Source organism: Bacillus sp. IT-79MI2 (assembly GCF_949768135.1).
GTDB classification, from domain to species: Bacteria; Bacillota; Bacilli; order Bacillales; family Bacillaceae_G; genus Bacillus_A; species Bacillus_A pseudomycoides.
On record NZ_CATKPV010000051.1, the window covers coordinates 565,978 to 592,074 of the forward strand.

Annotated in this window: 18 protein-coding genes; 13 read left to right on the forward strand and 5 right to left on the reverse strand. The window is 34.8% G+C overall.

Translation table 11 applies throughout. The features are described 5' to 3' along the window. Positions 1-73 precede the first annotated feature (73 nt). The 8 genes from ACM6HU_RS09740 (at position 74) to ACM6HU_RS09775 (ending at position 12,398) form a co-directional block, all read left to right on the forward strand. Positions 74-1,831 (forward strand): 2-oxoacid:acceptor oxidoreductase subunit alpha, encoded by a 1,758-nt coding sequence (locus ACM6HU_RS09740; protein WP_016115914.1) that lies wholly within the window; start codon positions 74-76, stop codon positions 1,829-1,831. Further along, a complete protein-coding gene (locus tag ACM6HU_RS09745; RefSeq protein WP_016115913.1) occupies positions 1,818-2,684 on the forward strand; it encodes a 2-oxoacid:ferredoxin oxidoreductase subunit beta in 867 nt (288 codons plus the stop codon). The genes ACM6HU_RS09740 and ACM6HU_RS09745 overlap by 14 nt, the downstream gene beginning before the upstream one ends. Positions 2,685-3,131: 447 nt before the next feature. Continuing rightward, a complete protein-coding gene (miaB, locus tag ACM6HU_RS09750; RefSeq protein ID WP_098116730.1) occupies positions 3,132-4,661 on the forward strand; it encodes a tRNA (N6-isopentenyl adenosine(37)-C2)-methylthiotransferase MiaB in 1,530 nt (509 codons plus the stop codon). A gap of 3 nt (positions 4,662-4,664) precedes the next feature. Continuing rightward, positions 4,665-5,096: a RicAFT regulatory complex protein RicA family protein gene (locus ACM6HU_RS09755; protein WP_016115911.1), complete on the forward strand. Its 432-nt coding sequence runs from the start codon at positions 4,665-4,667 to the stop codon at positions 5,094-5,096. A gap of 129 nt (positions 5,097-5,225) precedes the next feature. Then, a complete protein-coding gene (cotE, locus tag ACM6HU_RS09760; protein WP_016115910.1) occupies positions 5,226-5,768 on the forward strand; it encodes an outer spore coat protein CotE in 543 nt (180 codons plus the stop codon). A 178-nt stretch (positions 5,769-5,946) separates the two neighbouring features. Continuing rightward, on the forward strand, positions 5,947-8,619 hold the full coding sequence (mutS, locus tag ACM6HU_RS09765; RefSeq protein WP_016115909.1) for a DNA mismatch repair protein MutS: 2,673 nt from the start codon (positions 5,947-5,949) through the stop codon (positions 8,617-8,619). Between the two features lie 8 nt (positions 8,620-8,627). After that, positions 8,628-10,559 (forward strand): DNA mismatch repair endonuclease MutL, encoded by a 1,932-nt coding sequence (mutL, locus tag ACM6HU_RS09770; protein ID WP_016115908.1) that lies wholly within the window; start codon positions 8,628-8,630, stop codon positions 10,557-10,559. A gap of 1,320 nt (positions 10,560-11,879) precedes the next feature. Continuing rightward, a complete protein-coding gene (locus ACM6HU_RS09775) occupies positions 11,880-12,398 on the forward strand; it encodes a GNAT family N-acetyltransferase (protein ID WP_016115907.1) in 519 nt (172 codons plus the stop codon). Positions 12,399-12,533: 135 nt separating this feature from the next. On the opposite strand, the gene ACM6HU_RS09780 is transcribed toward ACM6HU_RS09775, so the two are convergent. From ACM6HU_RS09780 to ACM6HU_RS09795, 4 genes are all read right to left on the reverse strand, one after another. Then, positions 12,534-13,867 (reverse strand): IS3 family transposase gene (locus ACM6HU_RS09780; protein ID WP_154214600.1). Its coding sequence is split into 2 segments (ribosomal slippage): positions 12,534-13,483 and positions 13,483-13,867, totalling 1,335 coding nucleotides; the frame shifts between segments, so codons are not numbered across the junction. A 134-nt stretch (positions 13,868-14,001) separates the two neighbouring features. Then, positions 14,002-16,230, reverse strand: a complete 2,229-nt coding sequence (locus ACM6HU_RS09785; protein ID WP_016115884.1) for a DUF3488 and DUF4129 domain-containing transglutaminase family protein — start codon at positions 16,228-16,230, stop codon at positions 14,002-14,004. Next, entirely contained in the window at positions 16,227-17,441 is a 1,215-nt protein-coding gene (locus ACM6HU_RS09790) for a DUF58 domain-containing protein (protein ID WP_275857866.1), read from the reverse strand. The genes ACM6HU_RS09785 and ACM6HU_RS09790 overlap by 4 nt, the downstream gene beginning before the upstream one ends. Continuing rightward, positions 17,441-18,403, reverse strand: coding sequence for an AAA family ATPase (locus ACM6HU_RS09795; RefSeq protein ID WP_016115882.1), 963 nt, complete (start codon positions 18,401-18,403; stop codon positions 17,441-17,443). Before ACM6HU_RS09795 ends, ACM6HU_RS09790 begins: the two co-directional genes overlap by 1 nt. Positions 18,404-18,863: 460 nt before the next feature. Between ACM6HU_RS09795 and ACM6HU_RS09800 the strand changes: the two genes are divergently transcribed. Next, entirely contained in the window at positions 18,864-19,028 is a 165-nt protein-coding gene (locus ACM6HU_RS09800; RefSeq protein ID WP_229161835.1) for a hypothetical protein, read from the forward strand. Positions 19,029-19,529: 501 nt separating this feature from the next. On the opposite strand, the gene ACM6HU_RS09805 is transcribed toward ACM6HU_RS09800, so the two are convergent. Further along, positions 19,530-20,303 carry a Cof-type HAD-IIB family hydrolase gene (locus ACM6HU_RS09805; RefSeq protein WP_016115880.1) on the reverse strand — a complete coding sequence of 258 codons (774 nt, stop codon included), beginning with the start codon at positions 20,301-20,303 and terminating at the stop codon, positions 19,530-19,532. 199 nt (positions 20,304-20,502) lie between these two features. Between ACM6HU_RS09805 and ACM6HU_RS09810 the strand changes: the two genes are divergently transcribed. The 4 genes from ACM6HU_RS09810 to ACM6HU_RS09825 all read left to right on the forward strand — a co-directional run bounded on the left by ACM6HU_RS09810 (position 20,503) and on the right by ACM6HU_RS09825 (position 26,077). After that, complete coding sequence (locus ACM6HU_RS09810) at positions 20,503-20,679, forward strand: hypothetical protein (protein ID WP_016115879.1); 177 nt, start codon at positions 20,503-20,505, stop codon at positions 20,677-20,679. Positions 20,680-21,206: 527 nt separating this feature from the next. Beyond that, positions 21,207-21,407, forward strand: coding sequence for a hypothetical protein (locus tag ACM6HU_RS09815; RefSeq protein WP_016115878.1), 201 nt, complete (start codon positions 21,207-21,209; stop codon positions 21,405-21,407). Positions 21,408-21,765: 358 nt separating this feature from the next. Further along, a complete protein-coding gene (locus tag ACM6HU_RS09820; RefSeq protein ID WP_016115877.1) occupies positions 21,766-22,398 on the forward strand; it encodes a type 1 glutamine amidotransferase family protein in 633 nt (210 codons plus the stop codon). Positions 22,399-23,293: 895 nt separating this feature from the next. Beyond that, complete coding sequence (locus tag ACM6HU_RS09825) at positions 23,294-26,077, forward strand: dynamin family protein (RefSeq protein ID WP_016115876.1); 2,784 nt, start codon at positions 23,294-23,296, stop codon at positions 26,075-26,077. Positions 26,078-26,097: the final 20 nt, after the last annotated feature.

Here is a 26,097-nt window from a genome sequence, read left to right on the forward strand (position 1 = left end):
TTGCATAAAAAGTGCTACACTATTACTGTAAAAAAATACACTACAATGAATGCAGCCAAAAGGGGTGTAGGAGATGATTAGTCAACTTTCATGGAAAGTTGGAGGACAACAAGGTGAAGGAATTGAAAGTACAGGAGAAATCTTCTGTATTGCATTAAACCGCTTAGGGTATTACCTATACGGTTACCGCCACTTTTCATCACGAATTAAGGGTGGTCATACAAATAATAAAATTCGCGTAAGTACAACTGAAGTACGCGCAATATCAGATGATTTAGATATTTTAATTGCTTTTGATCAAGAAACAATTGATTTTAACTTCCACGAACTACGACCAGGTGGAATTGTTGTTGCAGATGCAAAATTTAATCCAACTATACCAGAAAGTTCAGATGTAAATCTATATGCAATACCGTTTACAGATATTGCCTCTGAATTAGGGACATCACTAATGAAAAACATGGTTGCCATTGGAGCATCTAGTGCAGTATTAGGGTTAGATGAAACTGTGTATTTAGAAGTTGTTGAAGAAATTTTCGGTCGCAAGGGAGAGCAAGTCGTTAAAAAGAATATGGAAGCAATCAAACGCGGCTCTCAATATATGAAAGAATTACTTGGTGAGAAAGTGAATATGATGCAGCTTGAAAAAGCTGATGGTCAAAAACGTATGTTTATGATCGGTAACGATGCAATTGCATTTGGCGCAGTAGCTGGTGGAGCGCGCTTTATGTCAGCATATCCAATTACACCTGCCTCTGAGATTATGGAATACTTAATTAAAAAATTACCAAAAGTAGGCGGAACAGTCATCCAAACAGAGGATGAAATTGCTGCTTGTACAATGGCAATTGGTGCGAACTATGCGGGTGTACGTACCCTAACAGCATCAGCAGGACCTGGTTTATCTTTAATGATGGAATCAATTGGTTTAGCTGGTATTACAGAAACACCTCTTGTAATCATTGATACACAGCGTGGTGGTCCAAGTACTGGTTTACCAACAAAGCAAGAGCAATCTGATTTAATGGCGATGATTTACGGGACACACGGTGAAATTCCAAAAATCGTAATGGCGCCAAGTACTGTTGAAGAAGCGTTCTATGATATCGTAGAAGCATTTAACCTAGCGGAAGAATATCAAGTTCCTGTTATTTTCTTAACAGATTTACAGCTTTCTTTAGGAAAGCAAACAGTAGAACCATTGAAGTTAGACAGAGTAGAAATTCGCCGCGGTAAGCTTGATTTACAGGTAGAGTTACCAGATCGTGAAAATAAAGCTTACTTTAAACGTTATGAAGTGACAGAAGATGGTGTTTCACCACGTGTTTTACCTGGTATGAAAAATGGTGTTCACCATGTGACAGGTGTAGAACATGATGAAACTGGTAAACCATCTGAATCAGCACTGAATCGTAAAGCACAAATGGACAAACGTTTCCGTAAAATGGAGAATTTAAAGTTTAATACCCCTGTTTACAAAAATGTTAAGTATGATGAAGCTGATGTATTGTTAGTTGGCTTTAACTCTACTCGTGGTGCAATTGAAGAAGCAATGGAGCGTTTAGAGCAAGAAGGATTAAAAGTAAATCATGCTCATGTTCGTTTAATTCATCCGTTCCCAACTGATGAAATTCTTCCACTTGTAAAGGGTGCAAAGCGCGTTGTTGTAGTAGAAAACAACGCAACTGGTCAGCTTGCTAACATTATGAAAATGAATCTTGGCAATGGTGAGAAAATTTCTAGTCTGTTAAAATATGACGGGAATCCATTCCTACCAAAAGAAATTTACAACGAATGCAAAAAAGGGGTTGTATTAAATGGCAACATTTAAGGACTTTCGGAACAGTGTAAAACCAAACTGGTGTCCAGGTTGCGGAGACTTCTCGGTGCAAGCTGCGATTCAACGTGCAGCAGCTAACGTTGGTTTAAACCCAGATGAATTAGCTGTTATTTCTGGAATTGGCTGTTCAGGTCGTATTTCAGGTTATATTAATTCATATGGTGTTCATAGTATTCATGGGCGTGCACTTCCAATTGCACAAGGTGTAAAAATGGCAAACCGTGATTTAACAGTTATCGCATCTGGTGGTGACGGAGATGGCTTTGCAATCGGTATGGGACATACAATTCATTCGATTCGTCGTAACATTGACATTACGTACATCGTTATGGATAACCAAATTTACGGTTTAACAAAAGGTCAAACTTCACCACGTAGTGAAGCGGGATTTAAAACGAAAAGTACACCGCAAGGTTCAATTGAACCAGCGTTATCTGTAATGGAAATGGCGTTAACAGCTGGTGCAACTTTTGTGGCACAAAGCTTCTCTAGTGACTTAAAAGAATTAACGCAGCTTATCGAAGCTGGTATTCAGCATAAAGGATTCTCTTTAATTAATGTATTTAGCCCATGTGTAACTTATAATAAAGTAAATACGTATGACTGGTTTAAAGAAAATTTAACAAAATTAAGCACAATCGAAGGATACGATCCATCTAATCGTATGATTGCTATGCAAACATTAATGGAAAACAAAGGTTTAGTAACAGGCTTAATTTATCAAAATACAGAGCAGCCTTCTTACCAAGAACTTGTAAAGGGATATAGCGAAAAACCTTTAGTGCAAGCTGATTTACAAATGGATCAAAAAATGTTTGATGAACTTGTTGCTGAATTCATGTAATCATAATAAAAAGCTGCTTAATGGCAGCTTTTTTATTTACATGGTGAGTAAACAAAAGGAGTTAACTTTTTAATACATTTTGTTTACTCGGAAAATTCAGAATGATAAAATGATAGTGTATCGTCTTGTCAAAAAAATTGGTTTGTGCGCTGTAGTACGTGGGTATGATACTGTCTCTTTGTTGTTAAATTTGGCTAAACACTTTATACTATGATAGTGTGTATGGGAATAAAATAACATGTTATTTAAAAGGACAAGGTTAAAACAACAAAAAAGGGAATGTCTATTGGTGTCGGGAAGACTCCATTCTTACGGATGGTTAGATCGATTACTCGAGTTTCAAAGGGGCAAGTTATCTCTCAAACTATCCTAATCTTTAAGATGGGTCTGATTGTCATTAGAATGGACTACAGAGTGTGTATAGTTAAGGTTGAAAGGAGATTACCCATGAACGAGCAACAACGATTAGCAAGTCAACAAGCCAATTCTTCTATGAAAAAAGGAGAAAAAGATTACAGTAAATACTTTGAAAGTGTATATCAGCCGCCTTCTTTAAAAGATGCGAAAAAACGCGGAAAAGAAGAAGTTAAAATTGAACGTGATTTTGGTTTGCCAGAAGAGTTTCGTAACTTTGGTGCCGGAAGAAAGTTTTATATCCGTACTTATGGATGTCAAATGAATGAACATGATACAGAAGTAATGGCTGGTATTTTTACAGCACTTGGATATGAACCAACATTTTCGACAGAAGATGCAGATGTGATTCTATTAAATACTTGTGCCATTCGTGAAAACGCTGAGAATAAAGTATTTGGTGAACTTGGTCATTTAAAACCATTAAAACAAAGAAACCCAGATCTTTTAATTGGTGTGTGTGGTTGTATGTCTCAAGAAGAATCTGTTGTAAATAAAATTATGCAAAAAAACCAGCATGTAGATATGGTATTTGGTACACATAATATTCATCGTTTGCCGTACATTTTAAAAGATGCGATGTTCTCAAAAGCGATAGTTGTTGAAGTATGGTCTAAAGAAGGGGATGTAATTGAAAACCTTCCGAAAGTACGTCGTGGTGATATTAAAGCATGGGTAAATATTATGTATGGATGCGACAAATTCTGTACATATTGCATAGTACCATATACACGTGGTAAAGAACGTAGTCGCCGCCCAGAAGATATTATTAATGAAATTCGTCATTTAGCGGCAAATGGATATAAAGAAATTACGTTGCTTGGTCAGAACGTAAACGCATACGGTAAAGACTTTGAAGATTTAGAATATGGTCTTGGCGATTTAATGGATGAACTTCGTAAGATTGATATAGCACGTGTTCGCTTTACGACAAGCCACCCACGTGATTTCGATGACCACTTAATTGAAGTACTTGGAAAAGGCGGTAATTTAGTTGAACATATCCACTTACCGGTGCAATCTGGAAGTACAGATATGTTGAAAATTATGGCACGTAAATATTCACGGGAACACTATTTAGAACTTGTACGTAAAATTAAAGAAGCGATTCCGAATGCAGTATTAACAACTGATATTATCGTTGGTTTCCCAAATGAAACAGACGAGCAGTTTGAAGAAACGATGTCGTTATATCACGAAGTAGGGTTTGATAGTGCATTTACATTTATTTATTCTCCACGTGAAGGTACACCTGCTGCAAAAATGAAGGATAATGTACCGATGGAAGTGAAAAAAGAGCGTTTACAACGTTTAAATGCATTGGTTAATGAATATTCTATGGAAAAGAATAAACGATATAAAGGCCAAATCGTTGAAGTACTAGTTGATGGAGAAAGTAAGAATAATTCCGATGTGCTTGCAGGCTATACGCGTACCAATAAACTTGTAAACTTCGTAGCTCCAAAATCTGCAATCGGTCAGCTTGTAAAAGTAAAAGTAACGGAAGCAAAAACTTGGTCTCTAAACGGGGAATTGGTTGAGGAGCCAATCGAGGTGAAATAATAGATGAAAGTTTATACAAAAGATGAAATTGTTGAGCAAGCGAAAGAATTAGCGAAAATGATTTCTGAAACAGAAGAAGTGGATTTCTTTAAACGTGCGGAAGCGCAAATTCATAAAAATGAAAATGTAAAACGTGCAATTGATGAAATTAAAACGCTGCAAAAACAAGCCGTAAACTTACAGCATTATGGAAAATGGGAAGCATTGAAAAAAGTAGAAGCGGAAATAGATGCTCTGCAAGATAAACTTGATAGCATTCCGGTTGTACAGGAATTTAAATCTTCACAAACATATGTAAATGATTTACTGCAGCTTGTAGCAAGTACCATTTCTAATAACGTAACGGATGAAATTTTAATTTCGACTGGTGGCAATGTGTTGAAAGGTGAAACGGGTGCTGAAGTAGAGAGTAAAAAAGGGAATTGTGATTGTTAAGGGAGATGTCTTATGGACATCTCTTTTTTGTTTTTATTTTGCTCTATAGTCTTTTGTCAAAAAAAGAATGACACATTCCGCTATTGTCACGCATATGATTAAGTGAATATTGATTGAGGAGGGTTCCGAATGTCCGAATTTAGAGAGATTATTACAAAGGCAGTAGTGGGCAAAGGACGTAAGTATACAAAGTCAACGCATACATGTGAATCAAATCATGAGCCGACAAGTATTCTCGGATGTTGGGTAATTAATCACACATATGAAGCAAGAAAGAGTGGGAAGGCTGTAGAAATTGAAGGATACTACGATGTGAATACGTGGTACTCATTTGATGAAAACACAAAAACAGAAGTTGTAACAGAACGTGTTAGTTACACGGATGAAATCAATATTGGATATCGTGACAAAAATTTTTCAGGTGAAGATTTAGAAATTATTGCCCGCGTTATTCAACATCCAAATTGTTTAGAAGCAATTGTTTCACCAAATGATAACAAAATTGTTGTAACGGTAGAGCGTGAATTTGTAACAGAAGTTGTCGGTGAAACAAAAATTTGTGTAAATGTAAATCCAGATGGATGTCCAGAGGATGAGGATAACTTTGAAGTAGATGATGATGAATTTGAAGAGTTAGATCCAAACTTTATTGTAGATGCAGAAGAAGAATAATAGAAAGCTAGGGAGAATTTCTTCCTAGCTTTTTACATAGTATTAGTGATACTGGATGGAACTATTTTGTATTGAAAATGTGCTATAATGAAGAGAGACTCCTATAAGTGGAGAGAAAATTGTCCGTGAAGTGCGGCATATAAATATAGCACATTTTTATGAAGTATGGAGGAAACAAATGGCACAGTACACCCCGATGATACAACAATATTTAAAGGTCAAGGCAGATTATCAAGATGCCTTTTTATTTTTCCGTTTAGGAGATTTTTATGAAATGTTCTTTGAGGATGCTATAAAGGCAGCACATGAGCTTGAAATTACATTGACAAGCCGAGATGGTGGGAGTAGTGATCGCATACCGATGTGTGGTGTCCCATATCATGCAGCAAAAAACTATATTGAACAGCTCGTTGAAAAAGGATATAAGGTTGCGGTTTGTGAACAAGTAGAAGATCCAAAAACAGCAAAAGGTGTTGTAAGACGTGAAGTTGTTCAATTGATTACGCCAGGAACGATGATGGAAGGGCGCACAATTGATGAGAAAGAAAACAACTTCTTAGCGGCGTTAACTCATTTTGAAGATGGTTCTTATGCACTGGCTTGTAATGATTTAACAACAGGACAAAGTACAGTGACACTATTAACGGGTACGGTAGAAGATGTTTTATTAGAGGTGTATGCAACAGGTTCAAAAGAAATTGTTGTAGATTCTACATTTTCAAAAGATGAGCTAAACAAGCTAACAGAAACATTGAAAATGACAATTTCATATGAAGATGAAACGAAGATTCCTGAAGGGTTGGAACATCTTGTTAAAAATGTGACGCAAACGAAATTAGTTACAGCAGTAGGACGCTTATTGAATTATGTATTAAGAACGCAAAAACGTTCATTGGATCACTTGCAGCCGGTGGATATTTATTATACAAATCAATTTATGAAAATTGATGTACATTCAAAGCGTAATTTAGAGTTAACAGAAACACTTAGAACAAAAGAGAAAACAGGCTCTTTATTATGGCTATTAGATAAAACAAAAACAGCTATGGGCGGCCGTATGTTAAAACAGTGGATGGAACGTCCACTTATACAAAAAGACAACATTGAAGAACGTTTAGAAATGGTTGAAACGTTTGTGAATGACTATTTCTTACGTGAAGATTTAAAAGAAAAACTAAAAGAAGTGTATGATTTAGAGCGTTTAGCAGGAAAAGTCGCATATGGTAACGTAAATGCGCGTGATTTACTGCAATTAAGACGTTCACTTCTGCAAGTGCCAGCTATTTTAGAGGCCATTAGTTTATTAGACAATTCTTATGCAGCAAGGTTAATTCAAGGCGCTGATCCATGTGAAAGTTTAACAGAGTTACTAGGAAGAAGTATTCAAGAAAACCCACCGCTTTCTATAAAAGATGGGGATATTATAAAAGATGGCTATAATGACAAATTAGATCAATATCGCTATGTTAGTAAGAACGGAAAAACGTGGATTGCAGAGCTTGAAAAACGTGAGCGTGATATTACAGGGATTAAATCATTAAAGATTGGTTACAACCGTATTTTTGGCTACTATATTGAAGTGACAAAGGCAAATCTTTCTGCTCTTCCAGAGGGGCGCTATGAGCGTAAGCAGACACTTGCAAACGCAGAACGTTTCATCACAGATGAATTAAAAGAAAAAGAAACATTGATTTTAGAGGCAGAAGAAAAAATTGTACAGCTAGAATATGATTTATTCACTGCACTTCGTGAAGAAGTAAAGGTGTTTATTCCTAAATTACAGCATTTAGCGAAAGTTATTAGTGAACTAGATGTACTGCAAAGCTTTGCAACAGTAAGTGAAGAAGAGCAATTTGTAAAACCAGTTTTAACAGATAAACGTGAAATCTTTATAAAAGATGGTCGCCATCCTGTTGTAGAAAAAGTATTGAACGGCAAATTGTATGTTCCAAATGACTGCATGATGCCTGAAAATATGGATGTCTTTTTAATTACGGGTCCAAACATGTCTGGTAAGAGTACGTATATGCGTCAATTAGCACTTGTTACTGTTATGTCGCAAATCGGTTGTTTTGTACCAGCAACAGAAGCGGTGTTACCTGTCTTTGACCAAATCTTTACGAGAATCGGTGCAGCAGATGATTTAATTTCAGGTCAAAGTACATTTATGGTCGAAATGTTAGAAGCGAAAAATGCAATTGCGAATGCATCGGAAAGAAGTCTAATTCTATTTGATGAAATTGGACGCGGTACATCTACGTATGACGGTATGGCACTCGCACAAGCAATCATAGAACATATTCATGATCAAATTGGAGCGAAAACATTATTCTCAACACATTATCACGAACTAACTGTATTAGAAGAAAGCTTAGAGCAACTGAAAAATGTACACGTTTCAGCTATTGAAGAAAACGGAAAAGTTGTTTTCTTGCATAAGATTCAAGATGGTGCAGCGGATAAAAGTTATGGTATTCACGTTGCCCAGCTTGCTGAACTGCCAGATAGCTTAATTGCTCGTGCGAAAGAAGTGTTAGCACAGCTAGAAGGACAAGAGGAAATCATCATTCCAAAACGAGTGGAAGTGAAAGTACAAGAAGAAATTGTCCAAGAACCAGTCGTTGAAAAAGAAAAATCAGAACCGCAGCTAGAAGAGAAAGAAGAATCTGCAGAATCACAGCTATCTTTCTTTACTACAGAACAGCCTGTGAAAAAAGAAGACAAGCCTATGTTTGATCAAAAAGAAACAGCTGTATTAACACAAATTAAAAAAATCGATTTACTTGATATGACTCCTCTAGAAGCTTTAAATGAATTGTATCGTTTGCAGAAAAAGTTAAAGAAAGGATGAGTAAGTAGATGGGGAAAATTCGCAAACTCGATGATCAACTCTCTAACTTAATTGCCGCAGGGGAAGTAGTCGAACGACCTGCTTCAGTTGTAAAAGAACTTGTCGAAAATTCCATCGATGCGAATAGTACATCTATTGAAATCCACTTAGAAGAAGCTGGATTATCAAAAATTCGCATCATTGATAATGGAGATGGCATTGCTGAAGAAGATTGTATTGTTGCTTTTGAGCGACATGCAACAAGTAAAATTAAAGATGAAAATGATTTATTTCGCATCCGCACGCTCGGTTTCCGTGGTGAGGCATTGCCAAGTATCGCATCTGTTAGTGAATTAGAGTTAGTCACAAGTACAGGAGATGCACCAGGTACACATCTTATTATTAAGGGCGGAGACATTATAATGCAGGAAAAAACAGCGAGCCGTAAAGGGACAGATATTACGGTTCAAAATCTGTTTTTTAACACGCCAGCACGCCTTAAATATATGAAAACAATTCATACAGAGCTTGGGAATATTACAGACATTGTATATCGCATTGCTATGTCCCATCCAGAAGTATCTTTGAAATTGTTTCATAATGAGAAAAAAATGCTACACACTTCAGGGAATGGTGATGTGAGGCAAGTACTTGCCGCAATTTACAGCATTCAAGTTGCGAAAAAACTCATTCCGATTGAAGCGGAATCATTGGACTTTACCATTCGTGGATATGTGACGTTACCTGAAGTAACGAGAGCATCTCGTAATTACATATCTACGATTGTAAATGGCCGTTACGTTCGAAACTATGTCTTAATGAAAGCAATTCAGCAAGGGTACCACACATTACTTCCAGTGGGACGTTATCCAATCGGTTTTTTATCAATCGAGATGGATCCAATGTTAGTTGACGTGAACGTTCATCCAGCGAAATTAGAAGTGCGTTTTAGTAAAGAGCAGGAATTACTGCAATTGATTGAAAAAACATTGCAGGACGCGTTTAAAAAAATACAGCTCATTCCAGATGCTGGTGTTACAACAAAGAAAAAAGAAAAAGATGAAAGTGTACAAGAGCAATTTCATTTTGAACATACAAAACCGAAAGAAGCACCACTGCCAAACATCGTCTTACCGACTGGAATGGATGAGAAACAAGAAGAAATCCAAGCCAAACCACAAAACAAAAATTTACTTTGGCAACCACCAAAGCAGGAATGGCAGCCGCCAGAATCTTTAGTAAAAGAAGAAAATAGTTGGCAACTTTCTAAATCAATGATTGGAGAATCTGTCCAAGACGGGAATGAATGGGATAACAGCGAGGAAGATTTTGAATTAGAAGAAGTAGCAGAAATCCAAGAAATCGAAATGAATGGAAACGACTTACCACCGCTTTATCCAATTGGGCAAATGCATGGAACCTATATTTTTGCCCAAAATGATAAAGGTTTATATATGATTGACCAGCATGCAGCGCAAGAGCGAATCAATTATGAATATTTCCGTGATAAAGTAGGACAAGTAACGAAAGAAGTACAAGAATTGCTCGTACCATATCGTATTGATTTATCTCTCACTGAATTCTTACGTGTCGAAGAGCAATTAGAGGAATTGAAAAAGGTAGGGTTATTCTTAGAACAATTTGGTCATCAATCCTTTATCGTTCGTTCGCATCCAACGTGGTTCCCAAAAGGACAGGAAATAGAAATCATCGATGAAATGATGCAGCAAGTTGTCAAACTAAAAAAAGTCGATATAAAAAAACTGCGTGAAGAAGCAGCCATTATGATGAGCTGTAAAGCATCGATCAAAGCAAATCAATATTTAACGAACGATCAAATATTTGCTTTGCTAGAAGAACTACGTACAACGACAAATCCTTACACATGTCCGCATGGTAGACCTATACTTGTGCATCATTCGACGTATGAACTGGAGAAGATGTTTAAGCGGGTGATGTAGGAGAGTTGTCCAAAGAGAAAGAAGTCCGCTACTGCGTATAAAAAAACGTCTTTATATTCTTATATTAAAAAAATAATGGTGTTAGAGAGTAACTCATTGTTAGAAATAAGGCTATATAGTGCATTGAAGTGAGGTAGCTAATTGTCGATTTAAAACAAAGTTGTACCGTTTATAAAAAAGTCATACCGTTTTGAAGAAAGTTTAACCGTTTATAAAAAAGATGTACCAAAATTAACTACACTCTGTTATTTCACTAAAGGTGCAGGATAGTTGTGCGAAATAAATGGAGAATGGTCACATTACTCTGGTAAAGGCTAGACCGTTTCATCTTGATGAAACGGAAGGATTATATCGAAGAGTCGAATGATAGGGTAACGCCTTGAAAGGCTCTTTCTGCGTCGAATAGCCACGACATTGAGTAAGAAGTTTCGTGTTATAAGCTCGGCAAATAGGCGTGAGAATTTACCGTAACAGTATCGGCTGACGAAAACCTTACCCGAGGGGGCGGTGTAAATCCTGATGCTTGAGTTGAACAAATATGGTGAGAATGCAATGCATCTTACAATAAGAAATGGGGTTGCTGACGAACTTTCGAATGTACGGGTCTAGACCTGCAATACATAGAAATGTGTATCTCACCTTGTGTGAAGTTAGTAGTGGATGAGTAAAACTAGCTAATATGAAAATCCATGATACGTTACAGGCGTATGAAGATTAACAGGCTCACAGGAAATACCTACGTTTGTTCTATAATAGATATAATTCAACGTTGTAAGCTGATAACGTGGAGGGCTTACTCCCTTTGAAGCGTTGAGTTGGAAAGTATTTGTGAGATTAGCGAATGTATAACTTCTCTTTATATCAGTGAAAGTGGTAGCACAGTATCGATGAAATGTCTAATCCACATGGAGGGATAGCCACTAGACTAATGAAGGATTATTTGTTCATGCAAGGCAAATCTTTATCAATTAATAAGGTTTTTGTGAGACTAATAGAGGTTCACCTTTTGCGAAAGGCACCGACTTATTAATACGGAAGAATTGAGGCTCTGAAGATACACAGTATCAGAAGTGTCAATGAGCAAATAAATTTGGATTAGTTGGGGCGCCGTATGCGATGAAAGTTGCACGTACGGTGCTAACGAGGGGAAAAGGGAGCGATAACTTCAAACCCTTACCTATTCGTATGAATAAAAAAATAATATTGAAAATTGGTTATAGGGAGGAGAAATATCCGAATGGTTATTTTATGAAATTAGATAGGCAACACAGATACACCTGATTTTTATTAAGCTGCTAATTTAAAATAGAGGTGATTGTCTTGGATATTGATGTAAAAATTGAACAATTATTTTTAATTGAAGAACATCTTAATGAGCTTTCAGAACTTTTAATAAAGGTCGTAGAAGATGGGGCTTCGATTGGATTTTTACCACCAATGGGAAAAGTAGATGCAGAGAAGTACTGGGAAACCGTTCTTAGCCCCGAAGTGATTTTATTTGTTGCTAAATCAAACAATCAAATTGTTGGAAGTGTACAGTTACAATTATCGACGAAGCAGAATGGAAGCCATAGAGCTGAAATCGCAAAATTAATGACACACCCCAATTATCGACGTAACGGTATTGGTCGTTTACTTATGCAAAGGGCTGAAGAAATAGCAAAACAGAAGGATAGGTCATTATTAGTTCTTGATACAAGAGAAGGAGACCCTTCCAATAAACTATATACTTCATTAGGCTATATTCAAGCTGGGCGGATTCCTAACTATGCGAAATCTGAGAATGGTGAATTAGCTGCTACCATCTTCTACTATAAAAATAACAATCAATCTTCTTGAACTAACAGGTGCTTTCGTATTATAGAGTTCAGCCAGATATTACTGGTTGAACTTTTTTATAAAAAACAGCTCTTAAAAATAAAAGTAAGCTATCGTTTTAATCTGTACCCTTTGTAAAGGACATTTTAAAAAAAGTTAGGCAACATCAAGAAGATGATTTCTGTATTCAACAGGAGTCATCTTTTTTAAATTCCATTGATATCTATAGTGATTATAGTACGTCATATATTTCTTAATCTCTTGTTTCAACTCAGTAAAAGACTCGCGAGTTTCTATATGTGCCTCATCTTTCAGATGACCAAAAAACGATTCTTGTGGGGCGTTATCCCAACAGTTTCCTCTTCTTGACATGGATTGTCCGAGCTTTAGCTTTTTGACTAATTTTTGATAGGTAGGGCTTGTATAGTGGGCTCCTTGATCTGAATGAATATATGCACCTTCAGTCAATCGAATCCTCTTATTCCTTTTTAGTTTATGAAGAGTTGTCGTTACGAGGTCTAATGTCATCTGTTCTGAAACATGGTAAGCTAAAATCTCATTGGTTGAGCCATCTAAAATTGTAGACAAATAAGCCCTTTTATTCTTACCGTAAACTAAATAAGTGATATCTGTAAGAAGCGTTTTTCCTGGGATATTTTGTTTAAATTCTCGATTTAATCGATTTGGTACTACTCGATGTTCTTTTGTCTTTTTCAGCATTCTTTTATAAGGGTTCGCTTTACGAATCGGACAGACAATCTCATATTTCTTCATGATTCTACGGATACGCTTTAAATTGTAGACAACTTGAAAATGACCCGCCAATGTCATCTTTATTTGACGAGCCCCTTTCTTTCGATTTCTAAATCGAAGTGCTTTCAGTATGATTTCTTTCACGATTTCATCTTGATCACTCTTTTGTTTCCGCTGTTCTTGAGATGAAACGGAAAAATAATTATAGTATCCCGAACGGGATACACCAGTTACTTTACACAAGTGACTCACCATATTTCTTAAGTTGTATTTTATGATGACAGAACGAATCAAGATATATTTCTGACTAGGTGGTAACGTTATTTCTTTCCCATCCTCCCTTCCATAAGTTTGATCTTTTTTAACAGCTCATTTTCGGCCTTTAGTAAGTTTCGTTCAGCTTCCAAGCGTGCATACTTTTCTTCTAATGTAAGTTCTCTTTCTAACTTTCTTCCAGAGTTTTCTTTACGTGTATCCCTTAAACCAAATACGCCATTTTCTTTATACGAGGCACGCCATCTATTTCCTGATGACACAACACGCTGTATTCCAATTACATCTATATCAAACCCACATTCTTCAAAAATAACTCGGGGTAGTTTTCCTTTTTCATTTTCCTCAATAAAAATACGTTTAAATTCATCTGTATAGGTGAGCCCTTTCTCACTTACAGATTTCACATATGGGTTACTTGATAGAACTTGCATTTCTTTTTCTGTAAATAACTTTTTTGTCATTTTGAATTTTCTCCGATTCTATTTTTTTCTTATTATACAAGAAATACCCTATGGAATAGACTTTTTTTAAGTGTCTATTCCATAGGGTACATTTTAGTCTTTGAGGTATTTTCTTTAAACTCACATTATCAAAATTAAATCACTGCATCGAAGTCATTTGATTTAGGCAGAGAAGCTGCTTTTTTCATAAGCACTTCCCATAAGTGTACGGATTTCTTCCATTCGGCTGCGGCCTGTCCCTTTTGATACATAGCGTTCTCATAACTGAAAGTAAGTTGTTGCATATCAGTCGAGTTGTAAAGTGTATCGATGCGGAGAGCGTATTCTCGGAATGTTTGACTTTCACCTCGTGGTATGCCGATTCTCGCAAATTGTTTTAGAAGTGCACCGTAAGCTTTTAGATAAACAGCATCATCTTTTCGGTATTTATAGAAAAGAATAATAAAAAATGTAATCCATTTCATTCTAGTGGTGAAGAGAATGTATCCCATGATACTAATCGGTATCGTAGAGAGGAATACGTACCACCAAGAAAACCCATTTTTAGAATTTGTGATCTTTTTAGTAGAGGCTTCTTCTGTATTTTCTATTAAACTTTTGAGCTTTGCTTCATTGTTCCGTTGGTGTATTTGCTCGTTTTTAGAATTATTTTCTTCGCTATTTTGTGAAGTAGAAGCAGGAGTATTATTTATAAAATTATAGGGATTGGTAAATCCTTTTGTTGGTTCGAATGGAATCCATCCGTATCCTGGAAAATATACTTCGACCCAAGAGTGTGCGTTATTGTTCGCGATTTTATAAACATTCTCACCTTCTGTACCAGCAAATGTATTCTCAAGAGTTCCTTCTGTATAGCCTTTTACCCAGCGAGCGGGAATCCCGACAGAACGAAGTAACACGATCATAGACGCCGAAAAATTATTACAGTAGCCGCTTTTTGTATCAAAAAGGAATTGATCTACATAATCTTGGTTTTTGGCAGGAATCCTGACATTCATTGTTTCGTATACAAAAGAATTGTCTGTGAAGTAATTTTCAATAGCTAATACTTTATCATATCGGTTGTCTTTATCATTTGTAAGATTGACAGCCAAGTCTTTTACTCGCTGCGGTAATGATTCGGGAAGTTGTGTGTACTTTGTCATGAAATAAGAACTTGTTTCATGACCTTCATTCGTTTTTACAGCTTTCAAATTTTCTATGGAAAACCTCGGGATCTCATATGTCACTTTATACGAATTTAAAGTAGTAGAAGAGTCTCCGTGCATCGTATAGATTTTTTCTGAAAATGGGTCAACACTGTATGATACATCAGAAGAAGCCTCAACTGATACTAATCCTGCTGGATAGGTAAGGTGAGGATAACTTTTTTGCATGGTGATTGTTGCTTCGGTTGTCTCCGTTTTTGTATTTTGTTCGTACCACCTCACGACGTCGTTTTTATTTTTAAAAGAAACCTTTTTCGGCTTTTCAGAAACCTCCCAGCCTTTTCCTGTATAAAAATCTTTTGTTTCTACTCTCCAATATTGTTTGTTTTGCGTTTGTGCTGTAAAAACAATTGTATTATCCGCCTTAAAAGGACCGCCTAATTGCGAGTCATCTAAACCATACCCAATTTTAGAAACTTCTTGTTTTTTACTTGCTTCGGATGTGTTGAATTTTAAAAAATCCATTGGGTTTGGCCATTGAGGGCCAAATTTTGGAGCAAAGTATGCGATGGTTGCTGACAATACAATAAATATTGTAAGAGGCCTAAGTAATTTTGAGATTTCTCTAGCATAATTTTGTAAGTTTTCAATCTCTTTTATTCGTTCTATTTGAAGAAGACTAAGCATAAAAAAGCCGATGACAACAGTACGAATAATAGCGTAGTTTGCATTGTATAAATGTAAGTTATGAAAAGTTGTGATATAAATAATAGTCAATACAAGAAATAACAATCCACGTTTTTTATGAATCATCCAAAAAGAGATGAAAGAACTCAAAAACCAAAATGATAGAAAAAATAAAAATGTCGGAAAAACTGGAGAAATATCTAGCAAATTCCCCTGGAAAAACAGGGAGGAATTTCGAGAAATATCAGAAAAAAACGTTGTTAGCCAAGATGGATTTATAAAAGCATTTTTATAATACAGGGAATGAATGATGAATAAGATCGTGACGATCTTTATTGCAATCTGCCACCTTGTTTGAAAAAAAGAGAGAGTGAAGCAAATTCCTATAAATATTACAAAAATATCTAAGCTACCTACGTTTGTAATACCTATAAGGGGTCTTAGCCATTCTAGTAAAAGAAGAAGTCCACATACATGCATGAAGAATCTGCTCATATCCCATTGGTTTTTTGTTTGTAATGTTATCATTTGCTCACCTCAAAAAACACGTTTGTATACCGGTTTTCATAAACCGCTTTTACAAATATTTTTCGTTTTTGTAGAGTTTCTAGTATACTTAGTTCTCGATGTGAGAGTTGGTTCGCTTTTTCTTTCACGACAAACACCATTAATTTTCTATTTTTTATAGCAGCACAATCAGCTGCCTTTTGAATATCGGGAGAAAGATCGCTTGTCACGAGTATAATCGTTGCGGACTGATAAATTTTTCTTAATTCCATTTCTACACTTCGAGAGAGCGGGAATACACTGTCTGCTTGTACTTTCGCTAAATGACAAAAGACTTGTTGCAACTGAGTATCTCCATTGTCTAAAGGGAAAATAGTTCGTTCTTTTCCGACAGACACGAATGACGCTGGTGAATTTTGCTTCAAGACAGCCCTCACAATAGAGGCAGTAAACGTTACGACTGATTCGAATAGAGGGGATTGGGTTCTGTCCATGAATATCATGATATTATGGCTGCGCTGTTGTTCAAACTCTTTCGTCATAATATTGTTTGTTCGTGCAGTTGCTTTCCAATCAATCCATGAAAAGCGGTCACCAGGTTTATATTCTCTGACACCGACAGAGACCGTAGAGTCTTTTGCTAAATTTATATTTGCTGAAAGCGCTCCTTGTTCGAAATGATTTTCCAATTGTCGATACGTTATATCTACATACTGGGGATAGACTAAAAATGTATCTGGAACTGAAAAAGTTACTTCTTTCTCCATCATACCGAATAGATCGCCAGTTTTGACACGTACGCTTGAAAAAGTGTGCTCTCCTCTAGGGGTTGTGTCAATAACATATTGAAACGAAATATTTCGTTTTAATCCTGGAAAGAGTATTACCTTATTCGTCTTTGTTTGTCTACAACTTGTAAATTGTGGTGGCAGTTCATCTTCTACAACTAAATAAAGTAAGGGAAAAGGAAATTTTCTTTTTATTGTAATAGTGCTTAAAAATTGTTCTCCTGCTACATATTCGTTTTGGTTTGTTATTCGTTTTACTTCAGCATCAAGTAAAACGTAGAAGGGGAGTAGTAGTGAATAAAGGCCAATAGGAATCGTACTGTAAAACAAAAACCAACTTACAAATCCTCCTTGAAGCATAGCGTACATAAATGTTAAGACTAGGCATAAAGGGATTAGCAATAACTTGGTAACGTGATATAGTGCTCGTAGTAGTCGTTTCATCAAAGGTTCATCGTCCTTTGAGTCGGCACGGTAGTTCGTGCAACGATTTTGGCGATAACTTTTTCTCCTGTTATTCCTTCAAATTTTGCTTCCATTTTTAGAATAAGTCTGTGAGCTAAAACGTAAGGAGCTAAAAATTTAACATCGTCTGGAATAACATAATTTCTGCCATGGATGAATGCATAAGCCTGTGAAGCTTTCATTAAAGCAATTGAGCCGCGTGGACTTGCACCTAGCTGTATAGAACTATAAGAACGAGTCTGATTAACAAGCTTTACAATGTAATGCTTGATTGCTTTGTCCATGCTTACTTCCCGGACGCTTTGTTGTAAATAAAGTAATTCTTCTATTGTAGTAATAGCTTGTAAACGGGAGAGTGGATTTATTTTTTCCATCCGGTTTAAAATTTCAAATTCTTCTTCTGGTGTAGGATATCCCATTTTTAGCTTCAACAAGAAACGATCGAGCTGAGCTTCTGGTAAAGGGTATGTTCCCTCATATTCGACCGGATTTTGAGTAGCCATTACAAAGAACGGTTTTGGTAACGGTCTTGTAATGCCATCTATTGTGATATTGCCTTCTTCCATACTTTCAAGTAAGGCAGATTGTGTCTTTGGAGATGTACGATTAATTTCATCAGCAAGTACAAAATTCCCCATAATTGGTCCAGGCTTGAACTCAAATTGGAGCTCTTTTGGATTATAAATAGAAACACCTGTTACATCTGACGGCAGTAAATCAGGTGTGAATTGAATTCGCTTGTAATCGGCATCAATTGATTTAGAAAGAGCACGTACTAGCATTGTTTTCCCGACACCGGGAACATCTTCTAATAGTACATGACCTTCAGCTAAGAGGACTGTCAAGGCTAAGATCGTTTCTTTTCGTTTTCCGACCATTAATTTTTCAATATTGTTGATTATTTTTTCTACAATGGGATGTAATGAATCAAGCTGGGTCATCGTAATCCTCCTAATTTTATTATCGTTTTCTAATTCATTTAGTGGAAAATAGAACTTATGTTAAAGAAAAGGAGTTCCTTCATTTTATTGCAGTATGATAGTAATCTAAGAGGTAATTAGTAATGGTATTATATAAGTTCATATTGAGAACTTATATAAATAGGAAGAAACTTACATGTTAAAAAATCATGGTGATATACTTTATAATTTCTATGTCCTCAAAGGAAATCCTACTCTTAATTTCAAAAATATTCAGATTATAAATTCGGATTACATCTAGTATAATTGTTGCCGTAACCAAGGGCAAAACAGTAAATAATGATTTCTAGTTTTATGTATAATAGTATCGTTGAAGAAAAATAAATTCCTTACATACAATAAAACAATAGGATAATCCGTGTCGGAAGGTGACGAATATATAATGCTTGATCTGTCATGTATTCTATTGGAAGGGACTATTTTGTCTGTCGTTATGCTTGTTACGTTGTATTACAATCCACGAATCTGGCTTCATGATTATCCAAAAGATATTCAGCACATTGCAAAAGGTAGAACAAAAAAGGAAACTAGACAATTTTACTACATTACAATATTTATTAAGGAAGAGATAAAAATTTTCGAGTAAAGCGTTCGTTTTAAACAAAAGGCTGTAAAGTGACGGAACACCATACAGCCTTAATGGGGTTCTCGCCACATCGCCACATCGCCATCAAGCTAAGAAAAGCGAATACCCCGAAACAAGAAAATTGGCATCTCCAGGTGAAAATGTACAATTTTTTGTTTTGGGGGCGTTATAAAATTCTTAAGTTGATGGGCATGGGGTTCGACCGAGATACATGTAATTTTGGGTCATAGCCTGTATTTTATTTCCAATACCATATTTTGTTGTAACAAAAAGGTTTGAATTCAATTATGTTACGAATTATTTTTGATACAGTATTTTGTTACAGCTAATTCAATAACTAAGACATCTCATATTTTCAGATGTTCCATTAAAAAAATGTTTTAGGCTATAGAAAAAAGTATTAGACTGTTAAAAAATAGTTGTAGACTGAAAAAGTGTTTTCTGTACATGAAAGCACCTTTTTAGTATGATCACCTAGAAATTAGGAAACTAACTAGATTCTTAAATAATCCCACATTTTCTCAGTGCATAGTCGATTCCGTCTTCACTGGACTTTTTCGTGACGAAATCTGCAACTGCTTTTAATTGTTCATTGCCATTTCCCATAGCAATCCCTAGTCCTACTAATTCCAACATGTCTATATCATTTCCACCATCTCCAAACGCAATAGCTTCTGATTTATCAATTTCAAAATACTGTAAGACTTTTTTTATTGCTAAAGATTTGGATACTTCTTCTTGTAATACATTTAAAATAAAAGGGTGCCATCTGCTAAATGTTAAATGTGGGAACTTGTGAATGTATTTCTTCACCGTTTCATCGGTAGCATACAAACACATCAAATAAACCTCTTGATTATAAATATGTTTATTTATAGTTGGATAATCATTTAATGACAACGTTTCACTCAATGCTGCTAGTATTTTTTTATCTTTTATACCATTCATACTAAAATCTTCTGTAAAGAACGATAGCCCGTTATTTTCAACATATGCAAATTCAACCACTTCACGAATAATGCTTTTATCCATTGGTACTTTATGAAGAACTTCTTGAGTATGCTTCACATAAGCTCCATTCGCTGTGATAAACGTATCTACTCCTAATTTTCTTATTTCATTGCACATGGATAACGGTCTTCCTGTTGCTGCAACTACCCTTAACCCTTTATTTTTCAGTGCTTTTATAGCTTCTTTAGTATTATCTGAAATACGACCATTCTCATGGTGTGTAAGGGTTCCATCAACATCAAAAAATACAATTCTATAATCCATAAGATAGCTCCTTTAATAATTAATAAATAAGTTAGAAGGTAAGTGCCTGAAATTAAAAATAATCAGAAAATTATACATTCTAATAATATAATAAGTATAAATATGTTAATAAGCAACATTTCTAACGAGAGTATAGTTTAATAAATAATTACGCTATACTTATGCTTAAATAAATATATATTATTGGAGATGTTGAAGGATGGGAATTATTAATAAACATATCACTCTCGATGAAATAGAGATAATAAGAAACTCATTAGATAAATTGCATGAATACCATAACAGTAAATCAAAATTTTTTTCTGGTGATTATCCAAGAATTACATTTGAGGAACGTATTGAAGAATATAAAAAAAATTCAAATAATCACCTATAATATGTATCACCCTTTTACTTCTTGTTCAACAATTGCGCCCGGTTGTTGGATAACAAATCTATGTTAAAGTTTAGATGAGATTGTGAAGGATTCTCTTAAACTAACGTGTAGTTTAGTTTAAGAAGGAGTAATACATAGAAGGGGCATTTTGTTACTACAAACGAATTATTTATACATATGCTATACAGTAAAGGAAATGTAGGGAGTGTCTTTATGCCATTAGTAAAAATTTATTTTAAAAAAAGAAATGGAATAGATAAAAAATTGATTGCTTTTACTGTAAGAGAGATACTTAAGGATGTTTTTTAATGAACATATTGATAAGGACAAGCATATATTGTAATAGGACGAGTTCTTCGTGTCCTATTCAATGCTCAGGGTAAACCCCTAATCACATTGAGAGCATCCAATAGCGAGGATGCTCTCTTTTTGTTGGATAAAATTAACATTCAAATTAAAGGATATTTATAAAAATAGGTAGAATCTAATTATATGGTTTATATTTTAATCCAAGGGGTACAAATTCGATGCGACGTGAAAAGGATTTGTTGAAACAATGGAAGGCGGATTTGCAAGCTGTTCAAGAAGAGAAAAGGCTGAAGAAGAAGGCTAAGAAAAAGAATAAGAAATATAGCATTCCTGGTAATACAGCTGGCTTCATGAATGGCAAGAACACCTATCGTAAAGAGAATGGGGTATGGAAGCAATCTAATAGGAAAGGTGTCTAGTAATGGATTTAACACTTAAAAATTTAATGGATGGTTTATTTTAGGTTCTATTATAGGAATGGTTACTCTTAGTCTTCTGTACCTATGGATATCTCCATATTACAATGCAACGGTATCTCGTTTTTACTTAAATTTAGTGAATAGAAACCATACTGTGGGAGAAAAAACAGTTATCTAGAAGAGGTAATATTAGCTTCTTATGAATTGTTCTATATGGGGTGCCGTCAGGAAAATGCGGATTTACAACGGTAAGCCCATTTTCAAGGCAATTCCCCCGTTAATATAACTTCCCTGACGTTAGCTGTCAGGGAAGTTATATTATAATAGGCTATATCAATTGTGATTGGAGTGTTATTGTATGCAAACAAAAAAAGTGTATCTTTATGTATTTAATACAATGTCAGACTGGGAATATGGATATTTAATTGCTGAACTAAACTCGGGAAGATATTTCAAAAAAGATTTAGCACCTTTAAAAGTAGTTACAGTAGGAGCTAATAAAGAAATGATTACTACGATGGGAGGACTGAGCATAAAACCAGATATTTCCCTTGATGAATGTACTCTTGAGAGTAAAGATCTTTTAGTTTTACCTGGAGGGAATACTTGGAGAGAAGATATTCATCAACCTATCTTGAAAAAAATTGGCGAAGCTTTAAATCTTGGCACTATTGTTGCTGCAATTTGTGGTGCAACTGAGGCCCTCGCAAATATGGGATGCCTAGATTCTAGAAAGCATACAAGCAATAACTTAGAGTATATTAAAATGGTCTGCCCTAATTATAAAGGGGAAAAATTTTATGAGATGGGACCTGCGGTATCTTGTGAGAATTTGGTTACTGCATCAGGAGTAGCTCCTCTGGAATTTGCGATGGAAGTACTGAAAAAATTAGATGTATTTGCACCAGATACATTACATTCATGGTATAACCTAAATAAGACTCATAAACCTGAATACTTCTTCCAGTTAATGAATTCAATAAATAGATGAGCTAAAAAAATCAACTTAGCAGTTTTATATTAGTTTAAATAATTACCATGCTTTAGACGATATCAAAGCATGTTTTTTGTATATAACTTAAAAATGTCTATGGGGGGGGACCGCCACATCACAATCAAGCTAAGAAAAGCAAATACCCCAAAACGAGAAATTTGGCATCTCCAGGTGAAAATGTACAATTTTTTGTTTTGGGAGCGTTATAAAATTCTTAAGTTGATAGGCATGAGAGGTAAAGTATCGCAACTTTTTATGAACATCGTGACTTTATTTCAAATCCACAGTAATATCTTTAACATGGAGTTATTTTGCCAAAATACAGGATTATATACAAGTAAAGTAAACTATTATAGTGAGAGAGGAATAATTCAGTTTTCCTTTTTAACGGGTACGCATAAGTTATTCATATTCTAGTTTTTTAAATGACTTTATTGTTACTGATTATGAGTAAAATGAGTACAGGTCTTAAAAGAATAAACAACTATTTTGAACACCGTTCGAATTATTTGGACGGTGTTATCAGTGTTTATAAGGGCAAAAGTAAACAACTTTATTATGATAAAATACGAAAAACGATTATTGGTAAATAATGTATCGTCGTGACCTAGTTTTACACGTATCTCGGCTGAACCCCTACATGGAATGTTACAACTTAATATGGAATATTATATTCGTATTAAGTTATTAGGAACATCTAATGTTGTTTCACAACTGAAAGGAAATTGAAAAAAAACTGAAACTTTTCTCATTAAAATTCAATCTTACTTAAAAAATGAAAGGAAATTGAAATTTACCAAAAGAAATTCTTTGTTAAAATAAAAAGCATAAATACAAAAAAGTATTGACAAATGGAGAAAAATGTATTTTTCGAGATATAGTGGGGGAAAAAATGAGATTAGAAAAACAATTAATAAAAAAGATATATTATGAAACATTCCTAATGGAGAATGAAACACATCCACCTCTTCAAGTACTTGGAGGAGCTTATTTAAACGAACAAAAAAATGAGATTTCCGATGGATCTTATATTCGTTTTGCACAAGGTGAATTTTATTATCACCATCAAGATTTTGAAACAGCTATTTTTAAATGGGAGAAAGTCAGTAATGAATTAGCACCATGGGCACAAAAAAATATTGCGGATGCTTACTTCGAACTTAACCAATTATCAGTTGCTGAAAATGTTTATACCTCCATTACTACTGATAACAAAATACTTATGACCGAAATTGTACTGCAATTACTGTCTCTTTACATCGAGCAAAATAATCTTGATTCAGCTTTCGCTGTTATTAAAGAAGCGGTTTCTTTAAATCCCGATTATCCAAACGTCACAACAATTGCACGTTCCTTTTATGAAGAACAGCAAGATTTTGACAGTGCAGTAGAGCTTGCTGTGAATGAGTTAATTCGAACAGAATCTTTTCCATGGTTTGAGGTTCTAAAAGAATATATCGATAAAGGATTTACTAAAAATATTTCACCAGACTATTTTTATAAAGTATTAGTTACATTAAATAATGTAGATCAAGTACAATTTACGCAAATTGTTTCATCACTTTGGCACAGCTATAAAAATGAACAAAATTACTTATTATGGCTTAAAACAATAAATGAATTTTTCTTACATATCGAAATACATTCGTCCGATATATGGGACAAAATTTCTTCTCTTTACGAAGAAACGTACTTTGAATTAATTCAAGGTCAATATATGCTAAGACAATTACACGATATCATTCCAAACTTTTTAGCAAATTGGTTAAAGGTAGCCAATCCGTCTCATGCTGTATTTCCATCTGCAGCAGTATTGGCATGGGATGAGATTTTCCCTTCCAAAATAGATTCAGCAAATATAAAACATGCGGAAAACCTACTGTCATATTCTATTAATCATGTGAATGGCTTAGAGTATAGTTTACATCTTTTTGAATCTATTACACAGTGGGCACAAAAAAATAATTTAGAAATTGGTCATCGATTTAGATGGTTAGTTGGCGAGCTTGCAGATTTAAGAACAAATCGCCTTTTAGTAACTGGAACTTCAGGAAACGGAAAAGCTTCATTTATTAACTCTATACTAGGAGAAAATATATTAGAAAACTCAATCTCAAATGTAGTTGTCTTTAAAAATGATGCTCATACAGAAATTAACGATATAACAGATTCAGCAATTACAACAACTGAGAATTTCTCTGATTTCCATAACATGATGTCTCTACACCGCCAAACATATAGAGATAGAGCATGTGTTGAATTTAAATTACCATGCAGATTTTTAAGTAAAAATAAACTTGCATTCGTTGTTACACCTAGCTTTAATAGGAACAACGACACTAGAGATGAGACATTCGAATATTTAAATTCTGTAGACGAATTATTATTCGTATTGAATGCGGATTCACCTTTTACTGACAAAGAACGTGACATTCTATTAAGTATTCAAGAACATACACCAAATCTACAAATTCATTTCTTATTAAATAAAATCGATAACATTTACAGTGAAGCAGAAGCAAAAAGAGTTATACATGATACGCAAGCGAGAATAAACGCATATTTCCCGCATGCGAGAATTTTCCCTTACTCTTCGTTATATACAAATAGTCAACAACTAAACGATTTAACTGAGTTTATTCATTTTAACTTTAACCATAAAAATATCGATGCAGAACGTACTGAAAAGCTATTGTTTTTCATTCGAAAAACAATTACATATCTTTTGGATAAACGCGTCGAGATGGAAAACAACCTAGTGGATTCTATTAATTGGAATGAAGATATGTTAGTTAAACTAAATGGTTTTATTAATAACCTTACAGCTTTTGAGAAGGAAAAAATTCATTTAATTACAGAATCATATCGTACAATGAAAAACGAAATTACCAATGATCTTACAGAGCATATTCCGAAACTATTGCAGAGTTGTTCTGATTTAATTAGTGAAGAAAGCGATTTTGGACACATTGATATTGAACTAAATACAGCGATGAACGAAAGAGTTCAAAAATATCTAGAACAAACTGTGTTACCTAATCTTGCTCGCTCTATGCAAAATTGGATTGCAACTTCTAATAACGAGTTCCTTCAAAGTCAATCGTACTTAGAAGAAATCAGTGAAGGACTTAATTCTTTATGTGGAGAAAATCGAATACGGTTAGAATGTGACTTTAAAGTGCTTGATGACTGGCGCAGAGATACTGATAGAATGACAACTAGAATACAAATGGAAGAAGTAAATATCTTACGCCGATTTACACCAGCACAATTTTTACTGAAAAGTGCCGGTAAATTATTTGGAGTTCTTCCTAAAAATAAAGCTATGCTATATAACAAATACAAACAGTATTTAGAAAATGAAGATTATACCGATGTAACGGCTTCTATTATGAACAAATTTTTCTTGCAATTTGAGCTATTTGAAAACGCACTAGAGCGGGATATTCATATGTTCTTTAGAAATCCATTTGGCGCGTTGAAACAAGCTGTAGCAAACACTCATTTAGAAATACAAGAAAAACAAGATACACTGCATAAAATGAAATCAAATCCTGAAGTTTATCATGATTCTATAACGCTCTTTGAATTGAGATTACGTCAATGTGAAGTAATCTTAAATATAGGTGAGGATAATTCCTATACAGATTTAACTTTAGAAACAAACATAGAGTAAACAAAAAATAACTCCAAAAT

Excerpts from the sequence above, each read along its gene's own strand:
- ACM6HU_RS09740 (WP_016115914.1), top strand. The coding sequence starts at position 74 with ATGATTAGTCAACTTTCATGGAAAGTTGGAGGACAACAAGGTGAAGGA.
- ACM6HU_RS09745 (WP_016115913.1), top strand. The coding sequence starts at position 1,818 with ATGGCAACATTTAAGGACTTTCGGAACAGTGTAAAACCAAACTGGTGT.
- miaB (WP_098116730.1), top strand. The coding sequence starts at position 3,132 with ATGAACGAGCAACAACGATTAGCAAGTCAACAAGCCAATTCTTCTATG.
- ACM6HU_RS09755 (WP_016115911.1), top strand. The coding sequence starts at position 4,665 with ATGAAAGTTTATACAAAAGATGAAATTGTTGAGCAAGCGAAAGAATTA.
- cotE (WP_016115910.1), top strand. The coding sequence starts at position 5,226 with ATGTCCGAATTTAGAGAGATTATTACAAAGGCAGTAGTGGGCAAAGGA.
- mutS (WP_016115909.1), top strand. The coding sequence starts at position 5,947 with ATGGCACAGTACACCCCGATGATACAACAATATTTAAAGGTCAAGGCA.
- mutL (WP_016115908.1), top strand. The coding sequence starts at position 8,628 with ATGGGGAAAATTCGCAAACTCGATGATCAACTCTCTAACTTAATTGCC.
- ACM6HU_RS09785 (WP_016115884.1), bottom strand. The coding sequence starts at position 16,230 with ATGATAACATTACAAACAAAAAACCAATGGGATATGAGCAGATTCTTC.
- ACM6HU_RS09790 (WP_275857866.1), bottom strand. The coding sequence starts at position 17,441 with ATGAAACGACTACTACGAGCACTATATCACGTTACCAAGTTATTGCTA.
- ACM6HU_RS09795 (WP_016115882.1), bottom strand. The coding sequence starts at position 18,403 with ATGACCCAGCTTGATTCATTACATCCCATTGTAGAAAAAATAATCAAC.
- ACM6HU_RS09805 (WP_016115880.1), bottom strand. The coding sequence starts at position 20,303 with ATGGATTATAGAATTGTATTTTTTGATGTTGATGGAACCCTTACACAC.
- ACM6HU_RS09810 (WP_016115879.1), top strand. The coding sequence starts at position 20,503 with ATGGGAATTATTAATAAACATATCACTCTCGATGAAATAGAGATAATA.
- ACM6HU_RS09815 (WP_016115878.1), top strand. The coding sequence starts at position 21,207 with ATGCGACGTGAAAAGGATTTGTTGAAACAATGGAAGGCGGATTTGCAA.
- ACM6HU_RS09820 (WP_016115877.1), top strand. The coding sequence starts at position 21,766 with ATGCAAACAAAAAAAGTGTATCTTTATGTATTTAATACAATGTCAGAC.
- ACM6HU_RS09825 (WP_016115876.1), top strand. The coding sequence starts at position 23,294 with ATGAGATTAGAAAAACAATTAATAAAAAAGATATATTATGAAACATTC.